20 protein-coding genes and 2 tRNA genes are annotated in these 22516 nt (G+C 71.5%); 12 read left to right on the top strand and 10 right to left on the bottom strand.

What is annotated here, in order from left to right; genetic code table 11:
* Positions 1 to 129: 129 nt before the first annotated feature.
* Together IE275_RS21110 and IE275_RS21115 are read left to right on the top strand one after the other, a co-directional pair.
* Complete coding sequence (locus IE275_RS21110) at positions 130 to 573, top strand: glycine-rich domain-containing protein (protein ID WP_189712895.1); 444 nt, start codon at positions 130 to 132, stop codon at positions 571 to 573.
* A gap of 69 nt (positions 574 to 642) precedes the next feature.
* Positions 643 to 1479: a protein kinase domain-containing protein gene (locus tag IE275_RS21115; RefSeq protein ID WP_189712896.1), complete on the top strand. Its 837-nt coding sequence runs from the start codon at positions 643 to 645 to the stop codon at positions 1477 to 1479.
* 961 nt (positions 1480 to 2440) lie between these two features.
* On the opposite strand, the gene IE275_RS21120 is transcribed toward IE275_RS21115, so the two are convergent.
* A complete protein-coding gene (locus IE275_RS21120) occupies positions 2441 to 2929 on the bottom strand; it encodes a GntR family transcriptional regulator (protein WP_189712897.1) in 489 nt (162 codons plus the stop codon).
* A gap of 171 nt (positions 2930 to 3100) precedes the next feature.
* On the opposite strand from IE275_RS21120, the gene IE275_RS21125 reads away from it, so the two are divergent.
* The 7 genes from IE275_RS21125 to IE275_RS21150 all read left to right on the top strand — a co-directional run bounded on the left by IE275_RS21125 (position 3101) and on the right by IE275_RS21150 (position 8884).
* Positions 3101 to 3451, top strand: coding sequence for an SCO3933 family regulatory protein (locus tag IE275_RS21125; protein WP_189712898.1), 351 nt, complete (start codon positions 3101 to 3103; stop codon positions 3449 to 3451).
* 83 nt (positions 3452 to 3534) lie between these two features.
* On the top strand, positions 3535 to 3660 hold the full coding sequence (locus tag IE275_RS46830; protein WP_268255280.1) for a hypothetical protein: 126 nt from the start codon (positions 3535 to 3537) through the stop codon (positions 3658 to 3660).
* On the top strand, positions 3657 to 5060 hold the full coding sequence (locus IE275_RS21130; RefSeq protein ID WP_189712899.1) for an FtsK/SpoIIIE domain-containing protein: 1404 nt from the start codon (positions 3657 to 3659) through the stop codon (positions 5058 to 5060). Before IE275_RS46830 ends, IE275_RS21130 begins: the two co-directional genes overlap by 4 nt.
* A gap of 50 nt (positions 5061 to 5110) precedes the next feature.
* Complete coding sequence (locus tag IE275_RS21135) at positions 5111 to 5806, top strand: DUF2637 domain-containing protein (RefSeq protein ID WP_189712900.1); 696 nt, start codon at positions 5111 to 5113, stop codon at positions 5804 to 5806.
* A 152-nt stretch (positions 5807 to 5958) separates the two neighbouring features.
* Positions 5959 to 7422 carry a replication initiator gene (locus tag IE275_RS21140; protein WP_189712901.1) on the top strand — a complete coding sequence of 488 codons (1464 nt, stop codon included), beginning with the start codon at positions 5959 to 5961 and terminating at the stop codon, positions 7420 to 7422.
* Positions 7419 to 7601: a helix-turn-helix domain-containing protein gene (locus tag IE275_RS21145; protein ID WP_132835788.1), complete on the top strand. Its 183-nt coding sequence runs from the start codon at positions 7419 to 7421 to the stop codon at positions 7599 to 7601. Before IE275_RS21140 ends, IE275_RS21145 begins: the two co-directional genes overlap by 4 nt.
* The gene (locus IE275_RS21150) at positions 7601 to 8884 is read left to right on the top strand and encodes a site-specific integrase (protein ID WP_189712902.1); all 1284 of its coding nucleotides are present in this window, start codon (positions 7601 to 7603) and stop codon (positions 8882 to 8884) included. Before IE275_RS21145 ends, IE275_RS21150 begins: the two co-directional genes overlap by 1 nt.
* Positions 8885 to 8976: 92 nt before the next feature.
* Here IE275_RS21150 and IE275_RS21155 read toward each other — a convergent pair.
* A tRNA-Arg gene (locus IE275_RS21155) sits at positions 8977 to 9049 on the bottom strand.
* 210 nt (positions 9050 to 9259) lie between these two features.
* Positions 9260 to 9350: transfer RNA gene (locus IE275_RS21160), tRNA-Ser, on the bottom strand.
* A gap of 157 nt (positions 9351 to 9507) precedes the next feature.
* On the opposite strand from IE275_RS21160, the gene IE275_RS21165 reads away from it, so the two are divergent.
* Positions 9508 to 10008, top strand: coding sequence for an SSI family serine proteinase inhibitor (locus tag IE275_RS21165; RefSeq protein ID WP_189712903.1), 501 nt, complete (start codon positions 9508 to 9510; stop codon positions 10006 to 10008).
* Between the two features lie 433 nt (positions 10009 to 10441).
* Positions 10442 to 14749, top strand: a complete 4308-nt coding sequence (locus IE275_RS21170; protein WP_189712904.1) for a PAS domain-containing hybrid sensor histidine kinase/response regulator — start codon at positions 10442 to 10444, stop codon at positions 14747 to 14749.
* 73 nt (positions 14750 to 14822) lie between these two features.
* On the opposite strand, the gene IE275_RS21175 is transcribed toward IE275_RS21170, so the two are convergent.
* Entirely contained in the window at positions 14823 to 15404 is a 582-nt protein-coding gene (locus IE275_RS21175) for a TetR/AcrR family transcriptional regulator (protein ID WP_189712905.1), read from the bottom strand.
* A 188-nt stretch (positions 15405 to 15592) separates the two neighbouring features.
* Between IE275_RS21175 and IE275_RS21180 the strand changes: the two genes are divergently transcribed.
* Positions 15593 to 16819 (top strand): MFS transporter, encoded by a 1227-nt coding sequence (locus IE275_RS21180; protein ID WP_229870418.1) that lies wholly within the window; start codon positions 15593 to 15595, stop codon positions 16817 to 16819.
* Between the two features lie 207 nt (positions 16820 to 17026).
* On the opposite strand, the gene IE275_RS21185 is transcribed toward IE275_RS21180, so the two are convergent.
* The 6 genes from IE275_RS21185 to IE275_RS21210 all read right to left on the bottom strand — a co-directional run bounded on the left by IE275_RS21185 (position 17027) and on the right by IE275_RS21210 (position 22508).
* Positions 17027 to 18706 (bottom strand): long-chain fatty acid--CoA ligase, encoded by a 1680-nt coding sequence (locus IE275_RS21185; protein WP_189712906.1) that lies wholly within the window; start codon positions 18704 to 18706, stop codon positions 17027 to 17029.
* 118 nt (positions 18707 to 18824) lie between these two features.
* Positions 18825 to 19373, bottom strand: coding sequence for a SigE family RNA polymerase sigma factor (locus tag IE275_RS21190; protein WP_189712907.1), 549 nt, complete (start codon positions 19371 to 19373; stop codon positions 18825 to 18827).
* A 147-nt stretch (positions 19374 to 19520) separates the two neighbouring features.
* Positions 19521 to 20690, bottom strand: a complete 1170-nt coding sequence (locus IE275_RS21195; protein WP_189712908.1) for a lipid-transfer protein — start codon at positions 20688 to 20690, stop codon at positions 19521 to 19523.
* Entirely contained in the window at positions 20687 to 21082 is a 396-nt protein-coding gene (locus IE275_RS21200; RefSeq protein ID WP_189712909.1) for a MaoC family dehydratase, read from the bottom strand. Before IE275_RS21200 ends, IE275_RS21195 begins: the two co-directional genes overlap by 4 nt.
* Entirely contained in the window at positions 21079 to 21993 is a 915-nt protein-coding gene (locus IE275_RS21205; protein ID WP_189712910.1) for a bifunctional MaoC family dehydratase N-terminal/OB-fold nucleic acid binding domain-containing protein, read from the bottom strand. The genes IE275_RS21200 and IE275_RS21205 overlap by 4 nt, the downstream gene beginning before the upstream one ends.
* 200 nt (positions 21994 to 22193) lie before the next feature.
* Positions 22194 to 22508 carry a hypothetical protein gene (locus IE275_RS21210; protein ID WP_189712911.1) on the bottom strand — a complete coding sequence of 105 codons (315 nt, stop codon included), beginning with the start codon at positions 22506 to 22508 and terminating at the stop codon, positions 22194 to 22196.
* Positions 22509 to 22516 lie beyond the last annotated feature (8 nt).

Genomic DNA, 22516 nt, shown 5'->3' on the forward strand with positions numbered 1-22516 from the left:
TGATCGGCATGGCTCTCGCCATGGGCTAGTAAACGGGCCGCCCCGGACGGGCGCCAACCCCCGGCTCCCCCTTCCCCGTTCGAGGCCGGCCATCCAACCCACGCACCGACACACACAAGGAGCAGTCGCATGACGGCAACGGCAAACGATCAGAAGACCGGACGCGCGGTGGCTGGTGAGGAGCTGTTCGAGAGCCTCGCCCACTTCGTGGTCATCCACAACGGGCAGTCGCCCGACCGTGCCGAGCGAATCGCGGACCAGGCGGTGGCCTTCCTGGTCACGGCGGCCACCGCCACGGTTCCCATGGTCCCGTCGGATGACGTGGACCTCGGTCTGCACGCGCTCATCCTGCACACGAAGGAGTACGCGGAGCTGTGCGAGCGGTACGCGGGCCGCTTCCTGCACCACAACCCGAAGCCAGGCGGAGGGGCCCGCGACCCTGAGAAGGTCGCCACCTCGGCACGCGCCATGAAGGCGGCGGGGTTCATGGTCTTCGACGACCTGTGGACCGTGGACGGCACGAACCTCGTGCAGTGCGACTCGGACTGCGGACGACCGTACGGACAGGCGTAGCACACGACAGCAGCGGCGCGGCCGGCCTCGACTCGTGGTCGGCCGCGTTCGCCCGGAAGGAGAAGCGAGTTGCCCGGCTCAACCCCTGAACTGCCGATCGTGGTGCTCAACGCGCTCATGCCCACGGCTCAGCGCTTGGTCCTCAACCGTCGGGGCTCCATGGTCTGGGAGGTGGAGGGCCCTCGCGGCCGCCACGCCGTGAAAGTCGGCTATCCGATCGAGGCCACAGCCGACTGGCCCGCCCAGCCCTGGACCGCGCTCGCGCCCGCCCGCGAGGGTGCCGTGCTGTATCGCCTCGGCCTCGCTGACTTCGCGTACGGCGAGTGGGAAGACGGGACCTGGAACTTCCAGCCGTGGCGTGAGGGGCCGGACCTGTACCAACTGTGGGAGCCCTGCCGTAGGCCAGACTCCTCCATCACACCGCACACCAGCGTGGCGTTGGGCTGCGTCGAGGCGCTGGCCGAACTGCACGCCAAGGGCTGGGCGCACGGTGACGTACAGCCCGCCCACTTCATCATCGGGCCGGAACGAACGCACCTCATCGACCTCGCCCTTGCCCAAGGCGGCCACGTGCCCGAGGGGTACAACTTCCCGTTCCGCGGCTGCCTCGTTCACTACGAGGCACCGGAGGTCGCGCGCAGCGTCCTCGACACCGGAGAAGCCGAGCCGACGCCGGAAGCCGACGTGTACGCGCTCGGCGCCTCCCTACTGATCTCCGCTACCGGCTGGCGGGCGATGGAGTACCCGGACGACGCTCCCCGCTCGGTGCAGAGAGAGGCCGTGGCGAACGGTCGGCGCCGACCTGTGAAGGCGCCCGGTGAGCTGGGCGAGTTGATCGACGCGATGCTCAGCCATGCGCCAGGGGACCGCCCCACCATCTGCGAGGTGGGCAAGGCTCTGAGCTGATTCCGAAGCGCCAGTTCGTCGGCGCCGCTCGCACGACTACGACCGACAACTCGAAGACCGGACCACCCCTCAGCCTGGACAGCATTCCGGGTGGTCCGGTCACGGAAGCCCTGATCAGGACCCCGGTGCCGATGCTACCGGGGCGGTTGGCGTGCTCGAACGCGGGTGCGGCTGCAACCCCGGCTTCGCGATGTCGAGTTGGAGAGGGTTCTGAGCTGAGCCAGCGAAAGTCAGCCACGACGGCGGGTGCGCCGACTGAGCACCCGTCACGTGTGTTTCCAGCAACCCCGTGCCGTCCTCAACCACGCTTCTTCCATCGTCACGGGCCGCACCTCGATCCGACTTGGACGTTGCCGACGTGGCCAGCCCTCTGGGCTCGGGCTGCGGCTCTGTGGGCCATGCGGCGTCAAGCGGTGGGCGGTTGGTGGCGTGGTCACGCTTGGTGGGCGTCGGCCTGGTCCTGATGCTCGGAGTGGTCGGGTTGCTTCCTGGTCTGGTCGTCCGCCTTGGCAGGACTGCGCGCTGAGCGGGTGGGGGCCGCCGGAGCGGTGGCGGAGACAAGGAGCGGCGGCGGCCCCTGGCCGCCAGCGCGCGCGGCCCGCCGTAGGCGGGCCGCCTTGATCCAGTAAAGAAACTCTGAACAGCTCCGCAGGGCAGGGCAACGGTCGAGCAGCGCGAGAGACACGCGACCGCACGACGAACAAGCTCCTGATCTGCATCAGAGGCTCCGTTGGGCAAGCGATCGAGCGGTGCCTTGGCGGTTCGAGCTAACACCGACGCAAGCGACGGCACGGCGGCAAACGGGGAGCGATGACCGAGCGCATACCGGACAACGAAATGGGGTTGACCAGCATTCACGTCGGGGACACGGAACAGGTGGCCGCACTGATCAAGGAAATGCGAGCCATGGTCGGTCGCCTCAGTAGGGAGACCAGAGAGTTGCGAGACGAAGTGATCAAGCTCAGGGCTGCGGCTTCGCCTGCTGGGCAGCCTTCAGCTCCTCGACCTCACGCCGAAGTTCCTGATGATCAGCGCTGAGGGCACGAATCTCGTCTCGTAGCGCTGTGAGCATTTCAGCGAGGGTGGCGCCGGCGGCTTCAGCGTCGTCGGGCCTTCCCTCCGCTTGCTCTGCCTGGCTGGGCTTCTTGTCATCTTTGACCAGGTACCAAGCTGGCGGGGTGTAGACCGCCGAGAACTCGTCACCGCCATCGTGATCCGCGACGAAGCTGCCCCGACCGTGGATCGTGTAGACCAGACCCTCTTCGCGCAGCACGTTGAGCGCGGACCGAATGGTCATGTTGGCCACGCCGAAGCGTTCCTGTAGCTCGCGAATGGCGGGCATCTGCTCGCCCCGCTTGATCCGTCCCTGCAAGATGTCGCGCCGGAGCTCGTCGGCAGCGTGCTGATACGGCGGCCGACGGTCCTGCTTGTTCTCTGGCGCGGGGCTCATGGCCCAAGAGTAACGACCTCTAGCACGCCTAGCACACCCCGCTGACATAGGTGTCCTATGCCAGATGACACCTAGCTCACCACACTCACTTGACACTGCTAGGTCAGCTATGTTCAATGGTGATCACGCCCCACCGCTCCGGCGGAGCGCAACCGAAAGGACTCAATTCCCATGGCACGCATCCGTGTTGGCCTGCTCTCCACCTCGTCGTTCATGGTCGGCACCCTGCCGGTACCGAAGTACGCGGACGCCGAGAAGACGCAGTTCGCGACCGACCGCGAGACCGGCGCGAAGCTCTACACGATCACCCTCTTCTTCATGGAGGAGGACCGCGCCGAAGCCTTGAAGATCACCGTCCCGGAAACCGGTCTCCCCAACGGCCTCCGGCCCGGCGTCCCGGTCATGCCGATGGAGCTGTTCGCCACCCCGTGGGCGCGGATCTTCAACGGCTCGCTCTCGGACGGCATCGCCTACCGCGCTGATCGGCTCGACCTGGTGGCCCCGGCCGCTGAGGCGGCGTGAGCGGCACCGCTTACCGGTCCGGCGCTGAGCGCAGCTACCCGCTGCCTCACGCCGGGCCGGATGCCCGGCTCACCGAATCGCTCGTGACCTCTGTGGCGGCCGTGCTCGTCGGCTACGGCTACCCCCGCCTCGGTTCCTCGGCGGATCGGGCGGCCCTCGAATCGGCCCTCGTGACCTTCCTCTACAACCCTCAGGAGAACCACGCATGAAGGATCCGAACGCCCCGGCTGGAGGGATCGTTGGCAACACGCCCCTCGTCGTCGTCCTGGTGCTCGCCGTGATCGTCGGCTGGACGGTGTGGTGGGTGGTCCGCTACCTGCGCGCTGACACCATGACCCGGCAGTCCATCCGGCAGGCCGTACGTGTGCGGTGGGGCTGGAAGCGGCTCGCACCGATGCTGAAGCTGTCGGCCACGGACAAGACCCCGACCGCGCTGGCAACGCTGGCGAACACGAACGGCAAGCCCATCAAGCCGCGCATCCTCATACCGGCTCTGAAGGTGACACACGACGCGTACGGAGTGATCGCGCGGGCCCAGTGCCTGCCCGGCGTTGGCCTCGAACAGTTCCAGAAGGCTGCCCCACATCTGGCGGATGCCTGGCGGTGCACACGGGTGGCCGTCACGCAGGACCGGCCGGGGCAAGTCGTCATCCGGGGTGTACGCCTGGACCCGCTGAAGTTCCCCACCAAGCACCGCCCTACAGGTGACGTGCCGGACGAGACAGCTCGGTGGGACCTCGGTGTCGACGAGTACGCCCAGCCGGTGTCCGTGAACCTCACACAGGTACCCGGCGTGACCGTGGCCGGCCTGCCCGGCTTCGGGAAGACCAGCCTGGTCAACCGACTTCTCTCGGACTGGGCGCCCTCGTCCGCGGTGCAGTTCGCCTGCGCGGACGGCAAGGTCTCGGCTGCGTACGAGGGCGACTACGCCGACTGGGTACAGCGCATGTTCGCCTTCGTGGGCGATGACCTGGAAGAGGCCAACAAGCTGTTCGGCCACCTCGTGGAGCTCCGGCGTGCGCGGTCGGCCTCGGTGCGCTCGGTGCTCGGGGTGAAGTCCATGTGGGACGTGGGCCCGTCCGACCGCTGGCCTCTGGTCGTGCTGATCATCGACAAAGCCCACACCTACTTCCGCGACCACAAGGGCAGCGACCCGAAGACGAAGAAGCTCGCCGCGTTGGCCGCCGAGAACGCCCGGCTCGTCGAAGACCTGGTGAAGAAGGGCCGTTCCGTGGGCCTGCTCGTCATCCTCACCACCCAGAAGTCCACCGGCGACGCGATCCCGACCTTCATCCGCGACGTGTGCCCCGTGGGCCTGAGCTTCGCGCAGAAGACCGCCGAAGCCGCCGTAGCCGCGCTCGGCGAGGAGATCCGGGAATGGCCGGACGCCAACCCGATCAACCTCCAGGACCCCACCTACGTCGGCGTCGCGTCCATGAACCACCAGTCACAGCCCGGCTTCACCCGCATCCGCACGCCGTACGTGGCGGACGCGGACGCGGCCCGCATCGCCAAGCAGACCGCGAGCCTCACCGCAGACCCGTACGCCCTCCTTGGCCCTCGCCTGGGGGACCTGGACCTGGCCAAGGCAGACACCGAGGCGGCCTGACTGCCTCCGCCCTGGACGCACACGACACCACTGAGAGGAGGTGAACACCCATGACTGAGGACCGGATCACTCAGCGCACGATCACCGCCGTCATGATCGTCATTGCCGCGCTGGCGTTCGTCTTCTCCTTCGGCAACGTCTGGTCTCTCGCCCTGCGCCTTGGCGTCCCCGCTCCCATCGCACCGCTCATTGCTCCGATGGTGGATCTGTCCGTAGTCGGCCTCCTCGTTGCCCTGCGCTACCTCTCCCTTCGCGGGCTGCCCGCCGAACAGATGACGGCGGCCAACCGGCTCATGCACTTCTCCGGACTCCTGACCCTGGCTCTCAACGTCGCCGAACCGATCGTCGCAGGACACTACGGCCGTGCCGCCGTGGACGCCGTGGCTCCGCTGCTCCTCCTCGGCTGGGGCGCCGTCGGCCCGCAGCTCCTGCGCGCCTTCCACACAGTCGCCCGCCCGGCGACCCCGGTCCCCTCACTCGACGAGACAGGGCCGGAAGCCGATACGACGCCCGCCCCGGTCGCCCCCAGGGCGCTGCCTGTCACGCCAGAACCGACCACCGTGCCGGTCGCTCCCCTCGTCGCCGCCACGCCTGCGGTCAAGGTGCCTGAGCCACTGCTGACCGAAGCGCGCTCGATCGCGGAGTCCCACCACATGGAGCACGGCGAGCCCATCACAGCGGCCCAGCTCAAGGCGCGACTCGGAATCGGCCTGCCCATGGCCACTGCCCTCCACGCCGCCCTGTAGTACCGCGCACTCTCCGCCGGCCGTTCCGGCATCTCTCACCCTCGCCCGCCCCTCGGCTCGCCTCGCCATGCCTGCGGGCAGCAACCCGAGCGCACGAAACCGGCTGCTGCCCGCCCGCTCACCCTCGCGCCAGAAAGGACACCCCGCCCGTCATGCGCCGCTCCCTCGACCTGCACCACATCATCAGTCCCGGCCTGCGGGACCTGGTCGAACTGGCCAACACCGACGACTTCGACCGTGTGACGGAACAGGTCCGCAACCTGCGGGGCTGCACCAGTCCGATCAACCTGCACGGCTGGACGATCACCACCGACCAGACCACCAGGCAGGTGGTCCGCTCCTACCACTCGGAGGACGAACCCTCCGGACGCCTCCTCACCACCTGCGGAAATCGCCGCGCCTCCCGCTGCCCCGCCTGCTCCCGCCTCTACGCGGCCGACACCTACCACCTGATCAAGGCCGGGCTGTCCGGTGGCAAGAACGTCGCCGAAGCCGTCCGTGACCACCCGCGCGCGTTCGTCACCCTCACCGCCCCGTCCTTCGGTCCGGTCCACAACCGCCCCACGACCGATGCGGGCAAGCCCCGGCCCTGCACATGCGGCAAGAGCCACACCGAGGACGCTCCCGAACTCGGTGCCCCGCTCCGCCCGGCAAGCTACGGCTACACGGGCGCCGTGCTGTGGAACGCTCACGCCGGGGCCCTGTGGGCACGCTTCACGACCTACCTCCGCCGCGCCCTTGCCGAACACCTCGGCATGACACAGAAGGCGCTCAACGCGGCCCTCCGCGTCTCCTTCGCCAAGGTCGCCGAGTACCAGCAACGCGGCCTGGTCCACTTCCATGCGGTCGTCCGATTCGACGGTCCGGAAGGCCACACCACCTCGCCCCCGACCTGGGCCACCTTCGATGCCCTCCGCGCGGCCGTCGGCCTGGCGGTCGAGCGTGCCCGGCTCACGGTCGTGTCTGACGCAGTCGGCGAACGCGTCATCAGGTGGGGCGACCGCTTCAAGGTGGACCAGATATCCGCGCTCGGCGACGGCGAACTCACGGACGCCAAGGTGGCCGGATACGTCGCGAAGTACGCCACCAAGAACGCCGAAGGCGCGGGCACCGTGGACCGCACCCTCGTATGCGGTTCCTGCTCCGGACGCGGCTACCTGCGGGGCCCCGACGGCTTCCGCGACCTCTGCGCCGACTGCGACGGGACGGGCCAGGCCGAACGCCTCACCGACCTCCCGGTACAGCAGCACGCCCGGCAGATGATCCGCACCGCCTGGGCACTCGGCCACCTCCCGGAATTCGCCGACCTCAAGCTCTGGAAGTGGGCTCACATGCTCGGCTTCCGCGGCCACTTCTCCAGCAAGTCACGCGCCTACTCGACCACCCTCGGAGCGCTCCGCGACGTCCGCCGGGCCTGGCGCACAGCCCAAGCCGAAGCCGCCCGCATCCGCGCCGGCCTCCCGGTCGACGACGAGAACACCACCCTCGTCACCGACTCCTCATGGACCTACCTCAGCAGCGGCTACCGCCCCGGCGAAGAACTCCTCGCCGCCCAGGTCCGCCACGACATCGCCCACAACCAACAGGCCAAACGCGAAGGGCTGGTGCCTGCATGACGACCGCCGTACTCACCGTGGACCAGGTCGCCGAGCGTCTCGGCATCAGCCGCTGGAAGGTCCACGACCTGATCCGCTCCCGCGAACTCGCCTCCTTCAAGATCGGCCGCTGCCGACGCATCAGCGAAGCGGCCGTGGACGCCTACATATCCCTCCGCACCGAACAGGAAGCCGCCTGATGGCCAAGCCGAAGAAGAACGCCAACAACGAGGGCACCATCTACCAGCGCAAGGACGGCCGTTGGGAGGGCAGTGCCTACGTCCTCACGACAGATGGCACCTACAAGCGGCGCAGCGTCTACGGCAAGACCTGGGACGACGCGCACGAGAAGCTCACCAAGCTCAAGGCCGATTCCCTCAACGGCCTCCCGGTCGCCACCAACAAAATGACCATCGCCGAGTACCTGGCGTACTGGCTGACCAACATCGCCAAGGGCAAGGTCCGCAGGACGACCTACGTCAACTACGAGTCCCTCGTCCGCAACTACGTCACCCCGGAGTTCGGCCGGAAGAAGTTGGTCCGTCTCACGGCCCGCGACATCCGCGCCTTCCTCGCGAAGACGGCCGTCACCTGCCAGTGCTGTGCGCAGGGCAAGGACAAGAAGCGGCCCGAGCACAAGCGGCGCTGCTGCGCCCTCGGCAAGTGCTGCAAGAAGCTCCCGTCCGACCGGACCGTGCGCTTCCTGCTGGTGATCATGCGCGCCGCCCTCCAGCACGCCGTACGTGAGGACGAGCTGCCCCGCAACGTGGCCCGGAACGTGGAGCTGAGCATGGGAACGAAGCGCGAGATCGAACCGCTCACGGTCCGGGAGGGGCGTCAGCTCCTGACGGCGGCCCGCGACAACCGGCTCTGGGCCGCGTACGAGCTGGCGGTCCGCATCGGCCTGCGACGCGGTGAGCTGCTCGGGCTGCGCTGGTCGGACGTCGACCTTCACGAAGGCGTCCTCACCGTCCGGCAAGCCCTTCAGCGGGTCGGCGGCGAGCTGCTGATCGTCGCGCCGAAGACGCAGCGCTCGGCCCGCCGTGTGGCTCTGCCCGCCGAGTGCGTGACCGCGCTCCGGGCCCAGCGCGCGCAGCAGATCGCCGATCGGAAGGGCGCGGGCAACAACTGGAAGGGGACGGGCCAGGGCCTCATCTTCACCACCCGTAACGGGACTCCCATCGAGCCACGCAACCTGAACCGCTCCTTCGAGGCGCTGAGCCTCCGCGCCGGCGTCCGCAAGGTCCGCTTCCACGACCTGCGCCACACCTGCGCGTCACTCCTCCACGAACAGGGCGCCGACGCCCGCATGATCATGGAAGTCCTCGGCCACAGCTCGATCCGCGTGACCATGGACATCTACACCTTCGTCCGGCTCGACTCGCAGCGCTCGGCGTTCGATCGCGTCGGGGATGCCCTCAGGGGTGACGGCAACGACCCGGACGATGACGACGGCGCGGCCGGTGTCCTGGTAGCCGTCTGATTCGCTCTCGAAGGCGGTTGCCGTCAAACGCTGCCGTCCAACGCAAAAGCTAGAGGCCCTAAGGAGTGATCCTTAGGGCCTCTGGTCTGCTGTGCACTCGGCAGGATTCGAACCTGCAACCTTCTGATCCGTAGTCAGATGCTCTATCCGTTAAGCTACGAGTGCTTGTTATTCGGTTTTTCTGTCTTTCGCTCCCGGCCCTTCCGGCCCGCTCGCGGCGACAGGAAGAACATTACATGACTGCCGCCGACATGTGAAATCCGTTTGCCTCACCCCTTGTGACCTGGGGAAACCCCTTCTGAGGGGGTAGTGGTGGATCATGTCCGGGAACGACGAAGCCCCGGTCTGTGAGGACCGGGGCTTCGGTGTATCGCGCGGAGGCGGAGGGATTTGAACCCTCGATGGGCTTGAAGGCCCAAACCGCATTAGCAGTGCGGCGCCATAGACCGGACTAGGCGACGCCTCCAGCACAACCCCTCGCGTGCGTGCGAGTGGTGCGTGCAGATGATGACACAGTCGAGCGTGCTGTCACCAATCGACGTCCACGGTACTAGGCAGGCGGGGCGCAGGGCAAAACACTTGGCCGGGCGCAACGTCGTCGTCGGTGCCGCGTTGGTCAGGGCATGCTCCAGGTCACCCCGCTGCGCCGGCTGTTTCTCACCGCCTCCGCCGCCACCGCCGTCTGCGCCGGTCTCGTCGTCCCCTCGGGCGCCGGGGCCTGGACCGCGTACGCCCTCTCGCCCCCGCCCGTGCGGGACGAGGACCAGGCTCGCGGTGATCACCTCGTCGTCACCGTCCGTCGCGCGGGCGGCCGGGCCGACGGGACGTTCGAGGTGTACTGCCGTCCGGGCCGCGGCCGGGGGTACGGCAGCCATCCGGACGTCTCCGGTGCCTGTCGCGCGGTCGACCGGAACACGCGCTGGGGGCGGGACACCTTCGCGCCGGTGCCCTCCGGCGGCCTCTGCACCATGCAGTACGGCGGGCCGGCCACCGCCCACGTCACCGGGCGCTGGGCCGGGCGACCCGTCGACGCGACGTTCGACCGCAGCAACGGGTGCGCCATCGAGCGCTGGGAACGGTTCGTGCCCCTGCTGCCCGACCTGCACGCGGGGGACCGGTCCTGAACGCGGTCCACCGGCCGGCGGTCCTCCGGTCGCCTTTCCAGACCCTTCACGGGCCGTCCCCCGACCCGGCCCAGGATCGCCCCACACCCGCCCCGCACCCGCCGAGGGCCGGTCGCACGCCGGTCCCCGGCCCCGCCCGGCCGGGCCCGGGACCGTCTCGTCCGGCCCGAGGGCGGTCGACCGGATTCCGTTCCCCGGGCGGGGCGCCGGGGCGCACAGGTACCGCACGGCGGAAACATCAGCCGCGTAAATGTCCCGCGAAGGTCATGCGTGCGGTCACACGTTCTGTGTCACTTCGTTGTGCGAGGTGCCTCTCATCCGGCGCCTGCGACCGGAACCGAGCCCTTAGACTCCCTCGCGTGACACGCTGCGGACCGGTTGGCAATATGGCCCGAGCGGTCGGCACGTTGCGGTAACAGGGAGGAAGCGACTCGTGAGCAGCAGGCCATCCCGAGGCGCTGCTCGCCTCGCAGCCATACTCGACGCGCTTCCCGACGCGTTGCTCCTGGTCAACGCGAACGGGACCGTCGTCAACGCGAACACCATCGCGCTCGAGGCCTTCGAGACGCCGGGTACGGCTCTGGTGGGGCGGGGACTGCTCGATCTGCTGCCGCAGTTCGACTCCAAGCTGATCCCGGGATCCATGCGGCGCCCGGATCACATCGATCCGCGGGCCCGGACCAAGCCGACGCGGATGATCGCGCGGCGCACGGACGGGTCCGAGTTCCCGGTCGAGGTCACCAGCGCGAACCTGGAGAACGGGCAGCAGGCCTACGACGGCTACGGCTACGCCGCCGACGAGCTGCTGATGCTCGTCGTGCGCGATCTGTCGGGCACCGTCGACACCGAGGCCGAGCTGGCGCGTTCGCAGCGGCAGACCGAGATGATCCTGCGGGCCGCGTCCGAGGGCGTGGTCGGGACCGACACCGACGGCCGGATCGTGCTCGTCAACCCGGCCGCCGCCCAGATCCTGGGGTACCGGGCGAGTGATCTCGGCGCCAAGGAGCTGCACACCCTCGTGCTGCACTCGCGCGCGGACGGCTCGCCGTTCCCGTACGACGAGTCGCCGCTCGCCGACACGCTGCGTTCCGGGCGCAAGCACCGGGTGCGCGGGCAGGTGCTGTGGTCCAAGGGCGGGGACAAGGTCTCGGTCGATCTGACGACCGCTCCCGTGCGCGACGGCGACCAGCTCGTCGGCGCCGTCATGACCTTCACCGACCGGCGGCCCTACGACTCCCTCGCCGAGGAGAAGGACTCCGTCGAGCAGCGGCACGCCGAGGAGCTGGACCAGCTCTCCGAGGAGCACGCCTCCGACCTCACGGCGCTGCGCCAGAAGCACGTCACCGAGCTGGAGGAGCTGCGCGAGCAGCAGGAGGAGGAGGTCGCGGCCGCGGAGGAGCGCTACGCGGCGCTCGGTGAGCGGGAGAAGGACCGTTACGACGCGCTCGCCGGGCGGTACGACCAGCTCCTCACCCTCCTCGCCACCTCCCTGCGCGGACCGCTGGACGAGCTGCGCCGCGAGCTGGCCGCGCTCGCCGCGGACGACGCCGGGCAGCTGTGGCCCGAGGCCAACCAGGTGCTGCACCACCTGTCGGCGGGGTACTCGCGGATCACCACGCTGATCGACAACGTGCTCGGCTACCAGCGGCTCGACACCGGCGGTGAGGCGATCTCCCGTACCAAGGTGATGCTCGACGCCGTCGTCGCCGCCGGTGTCGACGGGGCCGTGGAGCTGATCGGGCCGGGCCGGGTGCAGTTCGCCGTACACGCGCCGCCGATCGAGGCCGAGGTCGACGCACGGCTCCTGGCGACCGCGCTCGCGCATCTCGTCGCGGACGTCGCGGGCGTCGACGCCACCGGCAACGCGCCCGTCTCGGCGGGCGGTTACATGGACAACACGGTCGTCGTCGCGGCGGCCCAGCGGGGCGAGGTCGTACGCATCGAGGTGCGGGGGCCCTACGCCGGCGGCGACCCCGTGCACGAGCCGATCGTGCGCGGGATCGTGCGGGCGCACGGCGGTGTGCTCCAGACGCACGAGGTGCCCGGGATGAGCGGCAGCGCGTTCGTGCTGGAGGTGCCGCTGGGCGGCGGGGCGGGGGCCGTCGCGGCTCCGGCGCCCGCCGCGCTGCCCGTCCTCGCCGGGGGCACGGCCGACGCGGGGCACGGGGAGGCCGCCGTCGAGCAGGGTTCCGGCGCGGGGCGCCGACGGGCGCGCCGCTCCTCCGTGGACGCCTTCCTGGACGGCGAGGTCCCCGGCACGGCCGAGGGCGGTGACGGAGAGGGTGCCGTTCCCACCGGACGGCGCCGCAGGCGTGGCATGGCCGCCGAGGAGACCCCGGCCGAGCTGCCGGAGGGTGTCGTCGAGGACGGCGCGTCCGGTGGCACCGGGCGCCGGCGCGGACGTCCCGCCGAGGGCGCGGACGCCGATCCGGGCGCCGGCGCGGACTCCGGTGCGGAGGTCGCCGAAGGCGTCTCCGAGGGTGCCGTCATGACGGCCGCCGAGCATGCGGCGGGCACCGCCGCCTCGGGTACGGGGCTCGGTGGCACCGTTCCGCCGCAGGGCGTGCCCGCGCCGGGCGCCGGCCGGCGCGCCCGGCGCCCGGCCGACGAACCCCAGCCCCAGCAACACGCGTTGCCGCCCGCTCTGCCCGCTCTCGCGAGCGCGCCCGCCGACACCGGCCAGGCGCCCGATCAAGCCGTCCAGGCCGACGAGGGGCAGCCGACGGGGCGTCGGCGCCGTGCGCTGGCCGCCGCGTCGGAGCGCGCCGCCGCGCAGGAGGCGGGACCGCGCGCGGTCTTCGCCCTGCCGCCGGCCGAGGCGGACCGGTCGTCGACGGAGAGCTCCGCCGCGACCGCCGACCCCGTCCCGGCACAGCCGCAGCCCCAGCCCGCGCTGCAGATTCCCGCGCAGGCCCAGGCACCGGTGTCGCCGCAGGCCGCCGCCGGGGCACTGCCCGTACCTGCCCAGATGGCTGTGGCGGGCCCGTCCGACGACGCCCTGATCGACCACGGCCGGCACGACGCCGCCGCGCCGGGCCAGTCCGACGACCACACCCCGCCGCAGCCGCACCCCACCACCGCGCCGACCGGCCGCCGCCGCCGGGCCGTCGCCGCGCCGCAGGAGGCGGCGGGTGCCGCGGGCGTTCCGGTGACCGTTCCGGCCCAGGCCCAGGCGCCCGCCCCGGCTCCGGCGCCGGACGCCGTCGGACAGCCCCTGGCCCTTCCGGCCGGCGCGACCCCGGCGGGCCAGCCCCTGCCCGGCCAGCCCCTGCCCGCGCTGCCCGCCCTCGCGCAGGCGGTCCCCGCCCCGGTCCCCGGCACCCCCCTGCCCCAGGGCCAGGGCCAGCCCCTGCCCGCCGAGGCGGCACCGGCCGCACCCGCGGCCCCCACCGTCTCCGCCCAGGGCACCCCCGTACCGCCGAACGCCCTCCCGGCCGCGGCGGCCCCGGCCCCCGTGTCCCCCACCTCCACGCCCAGCACCGGCACCCCCCTCCCCCCGGAGGCGGCCGTCGCCGTACCGCGGGTGGCTCAGCCGCTGCCCGCCGAGGCGGCCGCCGCCGCGCCGATGGACCCCCACTCCACCCAGGGCCGTGCCATAAGCGTGCGCACCCTGGGGCAAGGTGTCCCGTTCACCCGGCAGGCGGCGCAGGTCCAGCAGGCGCAGTCGCAGGCCCAGGCCACCGCCACGCCGGCCCCGCACGCCCCCGGTGGTTCCGGGCGGCGCCGCAAGCTCGGGACACCGCCGGACCCGGCCGCGCGCCCGCATCCGTCGGCCGAGCAGCCGGCCGTGGCACCGCAGACGCCCGGCGCGGCCCCGCAGGCCCCGCTGCCTGCGCAGCCGTCCCTCGCGGGTCAGGCGCGGCTGGTGCCGGGCGGGTCCAACACCGAGGGAGCCGGGCGGTCGTACGCCATAGGAGCCCCGGACGAGAACGCGGCCGAGGGCCCGGAGCCGCTGGACGGTCCCGGTGGGGCCGTCGAGGTGGCGGATCCGCCGCGCCCGGTGCCGATGGACGACGAGCTGCCGCCGGAGCCGCTGGACAACCCGCGCCGACTGCTGGTCTGGCCGGCGCCGGACGTCTCCACCCAACAGGCGCTCAGCGACCGCGGCTACCGGCCGGTGATCGTGCACTCGCGCGAGGAGGTGGACGCGCAGATCGCCGCGTTCCCCGCCGCGCTGTTCGTGGACCCGCTGACCGGGCCGATCACCCGGACCGCGCTCGAGTCGCTGCGCCAGGCGGCGGTGGCCGCCGAGGTGCCGGTGATGGTGACGGCCGGGCTCGGGCAGGCGACGCGCGAGGCGGCGTACGGCGCCGACCCCGCCGTCCTGCTGAAGGCGCTCGCGCCCCGGGACAGTGAGCAGCACCCGCCGCGGGTCCTGCTGATCGAGGAGCACGCGGAGATCGCGCTGGCGCTGACCTCGACGCTGGAGCGGCGCGGGATGCAGGTGGCGCGGGCGGCGAGCGACGCGGACGCGGTGACGCTCGCCGGGCAGCTGCGGCCGAACCTGGTGGTGATGGACCTGATGCAGGTGCAGCCCCGGCAGGCCGGGATCCTGGACTGGCTGCGGGCGAACGGCCAGCTCAACCGCACCCCGCTGGTCGTCTACACGGCCGCCGTCGGGCCTGCGGACCTGCCCCGGCTGGCGTCGGGCGAGACGGTCCTCTTCCTGGCCGAGCGGTCCACCAGCCCTGAGGTGCAGAGCCGGATCGTGGACCTGCTGGCCCGGATCGGCACCAACTAGGCCCGCCCGCCCCTACGGGCCTGTCCCTACGGGTTCCGTAAGGCCTACGGGATCCGGCCCCCCGGACCCGTTCCTACCGTGCGACCAGCCGCCGCGCCGCCTCCTTCACGGAGGCGCGCAGGCGGTCGCGGTCGTCGTCCGTGCCGCCGGCCAGGAAGCGGTTCAGCTGGGGTACGACGGTCACCCAGTTGGCGAGCGCGAGCAGCAGGAAGAACAGGTCGCCCGCCGGAATCGCGTCGGAGATCACGCCCCGCTCCTGCGCGTCCCGCACGGTGGCCACCTTGAGGGCGTAGTGCTCCTGGCGTTGCGCCTCGTCGGGGAGTTCGGCGGTGCCGTACTCGATGCCCTCCCAGTAGAGCAGGCGCAGCAGTTCGGGGTGGGCGGCGTGGTAGTCCATGAGCCGGTCGAGCCAGCCCTCGACGTCGTCCGGGTCGACGGGGACGGCCGCGGCGAGGTCGACCATGCGGCGGCCGAGGACCTGGGAGAACAGCTGCGCCTTGTTGCCGTAATAGGCGTAGATGAGCTGTTTGTTCGCCTTGGCGGCGGCCGCGATGCGGTCGATGCGGGCGCCCGCGATGCCGTGCCGGGCGAACTCGGCGACCGCGGCGTCGAAGATCCGCGCCCGGGTGGCCTCGGGGTCCCTGGTGGCTGCCATGGGGCCATCGTAGCCAGGTTTGCAACCAACCGGTTGGGCCGCCTGGGGTGGGCAACCAGCCGGTCGGCAGCGGTCGGCAGCGGTGACCGATGCGTTGGCAACCGGGAATGCCCGCCCCCCGCCGACTGTTGCACCGCTCGTTCCAACTGTTTGGTTACTTGTTAGAGCCGGCTCCGAGGAGCGCCTCCATGTCGTCCCCGCCCCCGTCCGCAGTCACCGCCCCGCACACCGCCCCGCACACCGCCGCCGGGCCAGGCCCGGCCACGGGCCGGCGCACGGACCTCCTGCTCGTCCTCATCGCCCTGTGCACCGCGGTCACGGCCGCCAACATCTACGTCGCCGCCCCGCTGCTCCCCCTCATCGCCCACGACTTCGGCTCCGCGCCCTCGTCCGTGGCCTGGATCGCCTCGGTCGCCCAGTTCGGCTACGCGGCCGGTCTGCTCTTCTTCGCCCCGCTCGGCGACCGCGTCAACCGGCGCCGCCTGGTCGCCGCCCTCTCCCTGGTCACCACGGCCGCGCTGGTCGCCGGTGCGGCGGCCGCCGGGACCGCCGCGCTCGCGGCCGCCGTGCTGGTCGCCTCCGCCGCGACCGTCGTCCCGCAGCTGCTGGTCCCGCTGGTCGCCGAACGCGCCCCGGCCCACCGCCGCGCGAGCCATGTCGCCGCCGTCATCGCCGGACTGTTCACCGGAATCGTCGCCGCCCGGGTCCTCGGCGGCCTGGCCGGCCAGGCCTTCGGCTGGCGGGCGGTGTTCGTGGGCGCGGCCGTGCTCACGGCCGTCCTCGGCCTGCTGACCGCGGCCGCGCTCCCCGCCGAGCGCCCGCGCGTCCACGAAGGCGGGCTCTTCCACGGTCTGCGGACCATGCCCGGCCTGGTGCGCCGCTCACCCGACCTGTGGCGGGCCTGCGTACGGCAGGCGGGGATGTACGGCGCGTGGAGCGCGCTGTGGACCTCGCTGGCCCTGCTGCTGACGGGCGGGGCGTACGGCCTGTCCACCGCGACCGCCGGACTGTTCGGCCTGTTCGGGCTGGCGGCGAGCGTGGTGGCCCCGCTGGCGGGCGGACTGGTCGACCGCTTCGGCGCCGCCAAGGTCGTCCGCGGCGCGTACGCGCTGGCCGCCGTCTCGGTCCCGCTGTTCTGGCTGGGCGGGCAGGTGATCGTGGCGCTCTTCGTGGCCGCGATCGCGATCCACGCGGCGCTCGTGGCCTCCCACGTGGCCAACCAGACCCTGGCCCTGACCACCACCTCCGCCCCGGCCACCGCCAACAGCGCCTATGTCGTGGCGGGCTTCGCGGGCGGTGCCACCGCGTCGGCCCTGGCGGGCCTCGCCTACACCCACGTCGGCTGGGGCGGGGTCGTGGCGGTGGCCGGCGTCTGGCTCCTGCTGGGGTGGACGACGACCGCCGTACGCCGGTGAGGCCCCACGGAGGTGAGGCCGTACGGAGGTGAGGCCGTACGGAGGTGAGGCCGTACGGAGGTGAGGCCGTACGGAGGTGAGGCCGTACGGAGGTGAGGCCGTACGGAGGTGAGGCCGTACGGAGGTGACGGCCTCACCCGACAACGCAGGTGTACGCCGGACAGGTGCCGCGAGGTGACCTGCCCGGCGTACGGACGGGGGCGCCTGTCAGAGCTGGGTGACGTCCAGCCCGCCCTCGGCGTACTGCCGGCGCAGCACCTTCTTGTCGAACTTGCCGACGCTGGTCTTCGGGACGGCCTCGACGATCGTCCAGCGCTCCGGGAGCTGCCACTTGGCGATCTTGCCCTCCTCGGCGAGGAAGGCGCGCAGCATCTCGAAGTCGGCGGCGGAGCCCTCCCGCAGGACGACCGTGGCCAGGGGGCGCTCGCCCCACTTGTCGTCGGGGACGGCGACGACGGCCGCCTCGGTGACGTCCGGGTGGGCCATCAGCGCGTTCTCCAGCTCCACCGAGGAGATCCACTCGCCGCCGGACTTGATGACGTCCTTGGCACGGTCGGTGAGGGTGAGGAAGCCGTCGGGGGAGATGGTGCCGACGTCGCCGGTCTTGAGCCAGCCGTCCTCGCTGAACTTGTCGGCGGGGCGCAGCGGTTCGGCGTCGGGGCCGTTGTAGTAGGCGCCGGCGATCCAGGTGCCGCGCACCTCCAGCTCGCCGGCCGACTCGCCGTCCCAGGGCAGGCGCTCGCCGCCCGGGCCGGTGAGGCGGGCCTCGACACCGGCCGGGAAGCGGCCCTGGGTGAGGCGGTAGGCGAACTCCTGGTCCGTGCCGACCGCGTGGGCCGGCGGGCGGGCGATGGTGCCGAGCGGGGAGGTCTCCGTCATGCCCCAGGCGTGGCAGACCCGCATGCCGAGGTCGTCGAAGGCCTTCATGAGGGAGGGCGGACAGGCCGAGCCGCCGATGGTGACCTGGCCGAGCGAGGAGACCTCCCGCGGCTTGGCGGTCAGCTCGGCGAGCAGGCCCTGCCAGATGGTGGGGACGGCGGCCGCGTGGGTGGGCTTCTCCGCCTCGATCATCTCGGCGAGCGGCGCGGGCTGGAGGAACCGGTCCGGCATCAGCATGTTCACGCCGGTCATGAAGGTGGCGTGCGGCAGGCCCCAGGCGTTGACGTGGAACTGCGGGACCACGATCAGCGAGGTGTCCTCGTCGGTGAGGCCCATCGACTGGGCCATGTTGACCTGCATGGAGTGCAGGTAGATCGAGCGGTGGCTGTAGACCACGCCCTTGGGGTCGCCGGTGGTGCCGGAGGTGTAGCACATGGCGGCGGCCGCGCGTTCGTCCAGCTCGGGCCAGTCGTAGCTCTCGGGCTTGCCGGCGATCAGGTCCTCGTACTCGTGGACGCGCGGGGTGACGCCGGCGAGGAGGGAGCGGTCGCCGGGGCCGGAGACGACGATGTGCTCGACCGTCTTGAGGTGCGGGAGCAGCGGGGCGAGCAGCGGCAGCAGGGAGCCGTTGGCTATGACGACCTTGTCGGCGGCGTGGTTGACGATCCACGCGAGCTGCTCGGGGGGCAGCCGCAGGTTCAGGGTGTGCAGGACGGCGCCCATGGAGGGGATCGCGAAGTACGCCTCGACGTGCTCGGCGTTGTTCCACATCAGCGTGGCGACCCGGTCGTCGCCGCTCACGCCGAGGTCGTCGCGCAGGGCGTGCGCCAGCTGGGCGGAGCGGGTGCCGATGCCGGCGAAGGAGCGGCGATGGGCCTCGCCCTCGCCCGTCCAGGTGGTGACCTGTGATGTGCCGTGGATCTTCGCCCCATGGGTGAGGATCCTCGAGATCAGCAGCGGTACGTCCTGCATGGTGCTCAGCACGGCGTCCTCCCAGGGCGGCGACATTGCCTACGCGGTGGTAACGGTTGCGCTGATTCTGCGCACATACCGCGCGGTATGTCACTAGGTAGCGATGATCGATCGCGTCACGTTAAAGCCCCGGTCAAAACACCATGTCGGCCCACTACCGGACAAGCCCCAGCTCAGAGTCCTCGCGGAGCTTCCCGAGCGCCCGGGAGACCGCCGATTTCACCGTGCCCACGGAGACCCCGAGCACGGCGGCCGTCTGGGCCTCGCTGAGGTCCTCGTAGTACCGCAGGACGACCATCGCCCGCTGCCGCGCGGGCAGCTTCATGATCGCCCGCCACATCGCGTCGCGCAGCGCCTGCCGCTCGGCCGGGTCCTCCGCGCCGGACTGCGGCTCCGGCTCCGGCAGCTCGTCGCAGACGTACTCGTCGACCTTGCGCTTGCGCCACTGCGAGGTGCGCGTGTTCAGCAGGGCCCGGCGGACATAGCCGTCGAGCGCCCGGTGGTCCTCGATCCGCTCCCACGCGACGTACGTCTTGGTGAGGGCGGTCTGCAGCAGGTCCTCCGCGTCGCTCGGGTTCGCGGTCAGCGACCGTGCGGTACGCAGCAGCACCGGCTGACGGGCCCTGACGTACGACGTGAAGGACGGGTACGGGGAGGGCCGCGTCATAGCGTTCGAAGCGCTGGTGCAGACGGGTGTGGTCATGGCTCCACGCTAGGAGCGGACCCCCGTGCCGCGGATCGGCCGCAGGTGCCGAAGCCGCGTCCGACTCAGGTTGTAGGGGTGGTGCCGGCTCCACCTCCTGAAGGTGGACGAGGACGTGGCCTCTACTCCGGGTTGACCCCTGGGGGCTCATCCCTGCGCGGTCAGCACCAGGCCCGAGGTCGGCACTCCGGTGCCCGCGGTCACCAGGACCCGCGACGCCCCCGGCACCTGGTTCACGGACGTGCCGCGCAGCTGCCGTACGGCCTCGGCGACACCGTTCATCCCGTGCAGATAGGCCTCGCCGAGCTGGCCGCCGTGGGTGTTCAGCGGCAGCCGGTCCGCCGCGACGAAACCGGCCGCCTCGCCCGGGGCGCAGAAGCCGAACTCCTCCAGCTGCATCAGCACGAACGGCGAGAAGTGGTCGTACAGGATCCCGACCTCGATGTCGGCGGGCGCGAGCCCCGAGGTCCGCCACAGCTGGCGGGCCACCACGCCCATCTCCGGCAGTCCGGTCAGGTCGTCGCGGTAGAAGCTGGTCATCTGCTCCTGGGCCCGGCCCGCGCCCTGCGCGGCCGCGGCGATCACCGCCGGTGGGCGCGGCAGATCGCGGGCCCGCTCGACCGAGGTGACCACCAGCGCCTGCCCGCCGTCCGTCTCCTGGCAGCAGTCCAGCAGTCTGAGCGGCTCCGCGATCCAGCGGGAGGCCGCGTGGTCGGCGAGGGTGATCGGACGGCCGTGGAAGTACGCCGCCGGGTTCGCCGCCGCGTGCCGCCGAGCCGTCACGGCGACCGGCCCGAACGCCTCCTCCGGGGTCAGCCCGTAGGTGTACAGATAGCGCTGCGCCGCCATCGCCACCCAGGAGGCCGGGGTGAGCAGCCCGAACGGCAGGGTCCAGCCCAGCGCGGCCCCCTCCGCCGAGGGCTCCCGGTGGCGTACACCGGAGCCGAAGCGGCGGCCGGAGCGCTCGTTGAACGCGCGGTAGCAGACGACCACCTCGGCCACGCCGGTGGCGACCGCGAGCGCCGCCTGCTGCACGGTCGCGCAGGCCGCCCCGCCGCCGTAGTGGACCCGGGAGAAGAAGGACAGCTCGCCCATCCCGCAGGCCTGCGCGACGGTGATCTCGGGGCTGGTGTCCATCGTGAACGTCACCAGCCCGTCGACGTCGGCCGGGGTGAGCCCGGCGTCGTCGAGCGCCGCCCGCACCGCCTCGGCCGCCAGCCGCAGCTCGCTGCGCCCCGAGTCCTTGGAGAACTCGGTCGCCCCGATCCCGACGACCGCGGCCCGCCCGCCGAGGGAGTCCCGCGTCCGCGCGCTCACCGCGCTCCTCCCGCCGGGACGGTCACGGTCACCGTGCCGCTGACGTGCCGGCCGATCCCGTTGTCGCCGGTCACCCGGACCACGGCCGTCTCCCCGTCGACCGCCTCGACCCTGCCCCGCAACACCAGGGTGTCCCCCGGATAGTTGGGCGCGCCGAGCCGGACGGCGACCTTGCGGAGCACCGCCGTGGGGCCGAAGTGGTCGGTGAGATAGCGGCCGACCAGGCCGTTGGTGGTGAGGATGTTCATGAAGATGTCCGGCGAGCCCTTCCGCCGGGCCGCCTCCGGATCGTGGTGCACGTCCTGGTAGTCGCGTGAGGCGAGCGCGCCCGCGACGATCAGCGTCCGGGTGACCTCGATCTCCAGCGGCGGCAGCGCGTCCCCCACGTTCATGCCGTCACCCCCTTGAACACCGGAAGGACCAACTCGTCGTCGTACCGCCGGAACTCGAGCCGCACCGGCATCCCGATCCGCACCTTGTCGTACGGCACCCCGACCACGTTGCTCACCATCCGCACCCCTTCCGCCAGCTCGACCAGCCCGATCGCGTACGGCGGCTCGAAGGCGGGGAACGGCGGATGGTGCAGGACGACGTACGAGAACACGGTCCCCTCGCCGCACGCGTCGACGGTGTCCCAGTCGGGGCAGCCGCAGTCGGCGCAGCCCGGCAGCCACGGGAAGCGCAGGCCGGCGCAGTCGGCGCAGCGCTGGAGGAGGAGACGGTGGTCGCGGACGCCCTCCCAGAAGCCGGCGTTGTCGCGGTTGACGACGGGGCGGGGGCGGCGCTCCGGGGGTTTCGCCGGGCGGCGGGCCGGGGCGTACTTCAGGACGCGGAAGCGGTGGGTGCCGACGAGGTCGGGGCCGACCCTGACGTCCGTGCGGGTCGTGACGAAGTACCCGGTGCCCAGTTTGGTCGTCTTGCGCGGCGAGACCGACTCGATCACCGAGTCGTAGGTGACCTCGTCGCCCGGCCGCAGCGGGCGCAGGTACTCCTGCTCGCAGTCGGTGGCGACGATGGAGGTGCAGCCCGCCTCGTCGAGCAGGGCGAGCAGTTCCTCGTAGGGCCGGGCGCGGCCGGTGTGGGGGCTCAGGCCGGCCATGATCCACGCCTGGAGCATGGTGGGCGGGGCGGTCGCGCCGGGGCCGGTGTAGGCGGGATTTGTGTCGCCGAGGACCTCGCACCAGTGCCGGATCATGGGCGCGTTGACGGGGTCGCGGCCGGCGCCGGCGACGGTGGAGGGGCGGCCCTCGTAGCCCTTCAGCCGTGCGTGGAGATCGTCGTCGAGGCCGTCGTCGTCACCCACGGAGCACTCCTCCCCGGACCACCGGAACCCTTGCCGGAACAGGTTTCTGACTGTCCGTCAGATAGTGGTGGCTGTCAACCGCCGAGGGCGCGCGAACACGACTGCGCGGCGGCACCGAAGTACCGCCGCGCAGTCGCTGTCGCACCCCACGAAGCACACCCGTCACAGAACCCGGGGGACCGGCAGCGGCCCCCCGCGGCTCACCACCACAGCGGCGGGAAGCCGACCGCCACGTTGTTGTTGCCCTGGTTGACCGCGGTGAACGCGGCCCCGTCGACCTGCGCGGTGTTGCTCTGGTTCGAGGCGCCGGAACCCACCGCGTTCTGCTGGGTGGTGGACGAGTTGCCGCTGTTGTCACGCCCGACACCGCTGCCGACGACGCTCGCGACACCCGCGTTCGATCCGCTGCCCGCGGACCCGCCGTTGTCCGCGACCGCGACACCGCCGAAGAGCGCGACTGCCAGCGGAAGGGCGGAAACGGCGGCGATGACGCGGGCGGTACGGATGCTTGCCATGTCTGTTC

This window comes from Streptomyces phaeofaciens (assembly GCF_014648915.1).
Taxonomy (GTDB): domain Bacteria; phylum Actinomycetota; class Actinomycetes; order Streptomycetales; family Streptomycetaceae; genus Streptomyces; species Streptomyces phaeofaciens.

Bases quoted from the DNA above. Each gene is read 5' to 3' on its own strand.
- IE275_RS21120 (WP_189712897.1), bottom strand. From the start codon at position 2,929: ATGAGCCCCGCGCCAGAGAACAAGCAGGACCGTCGGCCGCCGTATCAG.
- IE275_RS21180 (WP_229870418.1), top strand. From the start codon at position 15,593: ATGTCGTCCCCGCCCCCGTCCGCAGTCACCGCCCCGCACACCGCCCCG.
- IE275_RS21145 (WP_132835788.1), top strand. From the start codon at position 7,419: ATGACGACCGCCGTACTCACCGTGGACCAGGTCGCCGAGCGTCTCGGC.
- IE275_RS21125 (WP_189712898.1), top strand. From the start codon at position 3,101: ATGGCACGCATCCGTGTTGGCCTGCTCTCCACCTCGTCGTTCATGGTC.
- IE275_RS21175 (WP_189712905.1), bottom strand. From the start codon at position 15,404: ATGGCAGCCACCAGGGACCCCGAGGCCACCCGGGCGCGGATCTTCGAC.
- IE275_RS21190 (WP_189712907.1), bottom strand. From the start codon at position 19,373: ATGACCACACCCGTCTGCACCAGCGCTTCGAACGCTATGACGCGGCCC.
- IE275_RS21140 (WP_189712901.1), top strand. From the start codon at position 5,959: ATGCGCCGCTCCCTCGACCTGCACCACATCATCAGTCCCGGCCTGCGG.
- IE275_RS21165 (WP_189712903.1), top strand. From the start codon at position 9,508: ATGCTCCAGGTCACCCCGCTGCGCCGGCTGTTTCTCACCGCCTCCGCC.
- IE275_RS21130 (WP_189712899.1), top strand. From the start codon at position 3,657: ATGAAGGATCCGAACGCCCCGGCTGGAGGGATCGTTGGCAACACGCCC.
- IE275_RS21200 (WP_189712909.1), bottom strand. From the start codon at position 21,082: ATGAACGTGGGGGACGCGCTGCCGCCGCTGGAGATCGAGGTCACCCGG.
- IE275_RS21150 (WP_189712902.1), top strand. From the start codon at position 7,601: ATGGCCAAGCCGAAGAAGAACGCCAACAACGAGGGCACCATCTACCAG.
- IE275_RS21210 (WP_189712911.1), bottom strand. From the start codon at position 22,508: ATGGCAAGCATCCGTACCGCCCGCGTCATCGCCGCCGTTTCCGCCCTT.
- IE275_RS21135 (WP_189712900.1), top strand. From the start codon at position 5,111: ATGACTGAGGACCGGATCACTCAGCGCACGATCACCGCCGTCATGATC.
- IE275_RS21185 (WP_189712906.1), bottom strand. From the start codon at position 18,706: ATGTCGCCGCCCTGGGAGGACGCCGTGCTGAGCACCATGCAGGACGTA.
- IE275_RS21110 (WP_189712895.1), top strand. From the start codon at position 130: ATGACGGCAACGGCAAACGATCAGAAGACCGGACGCGCGGTGGCTGGT.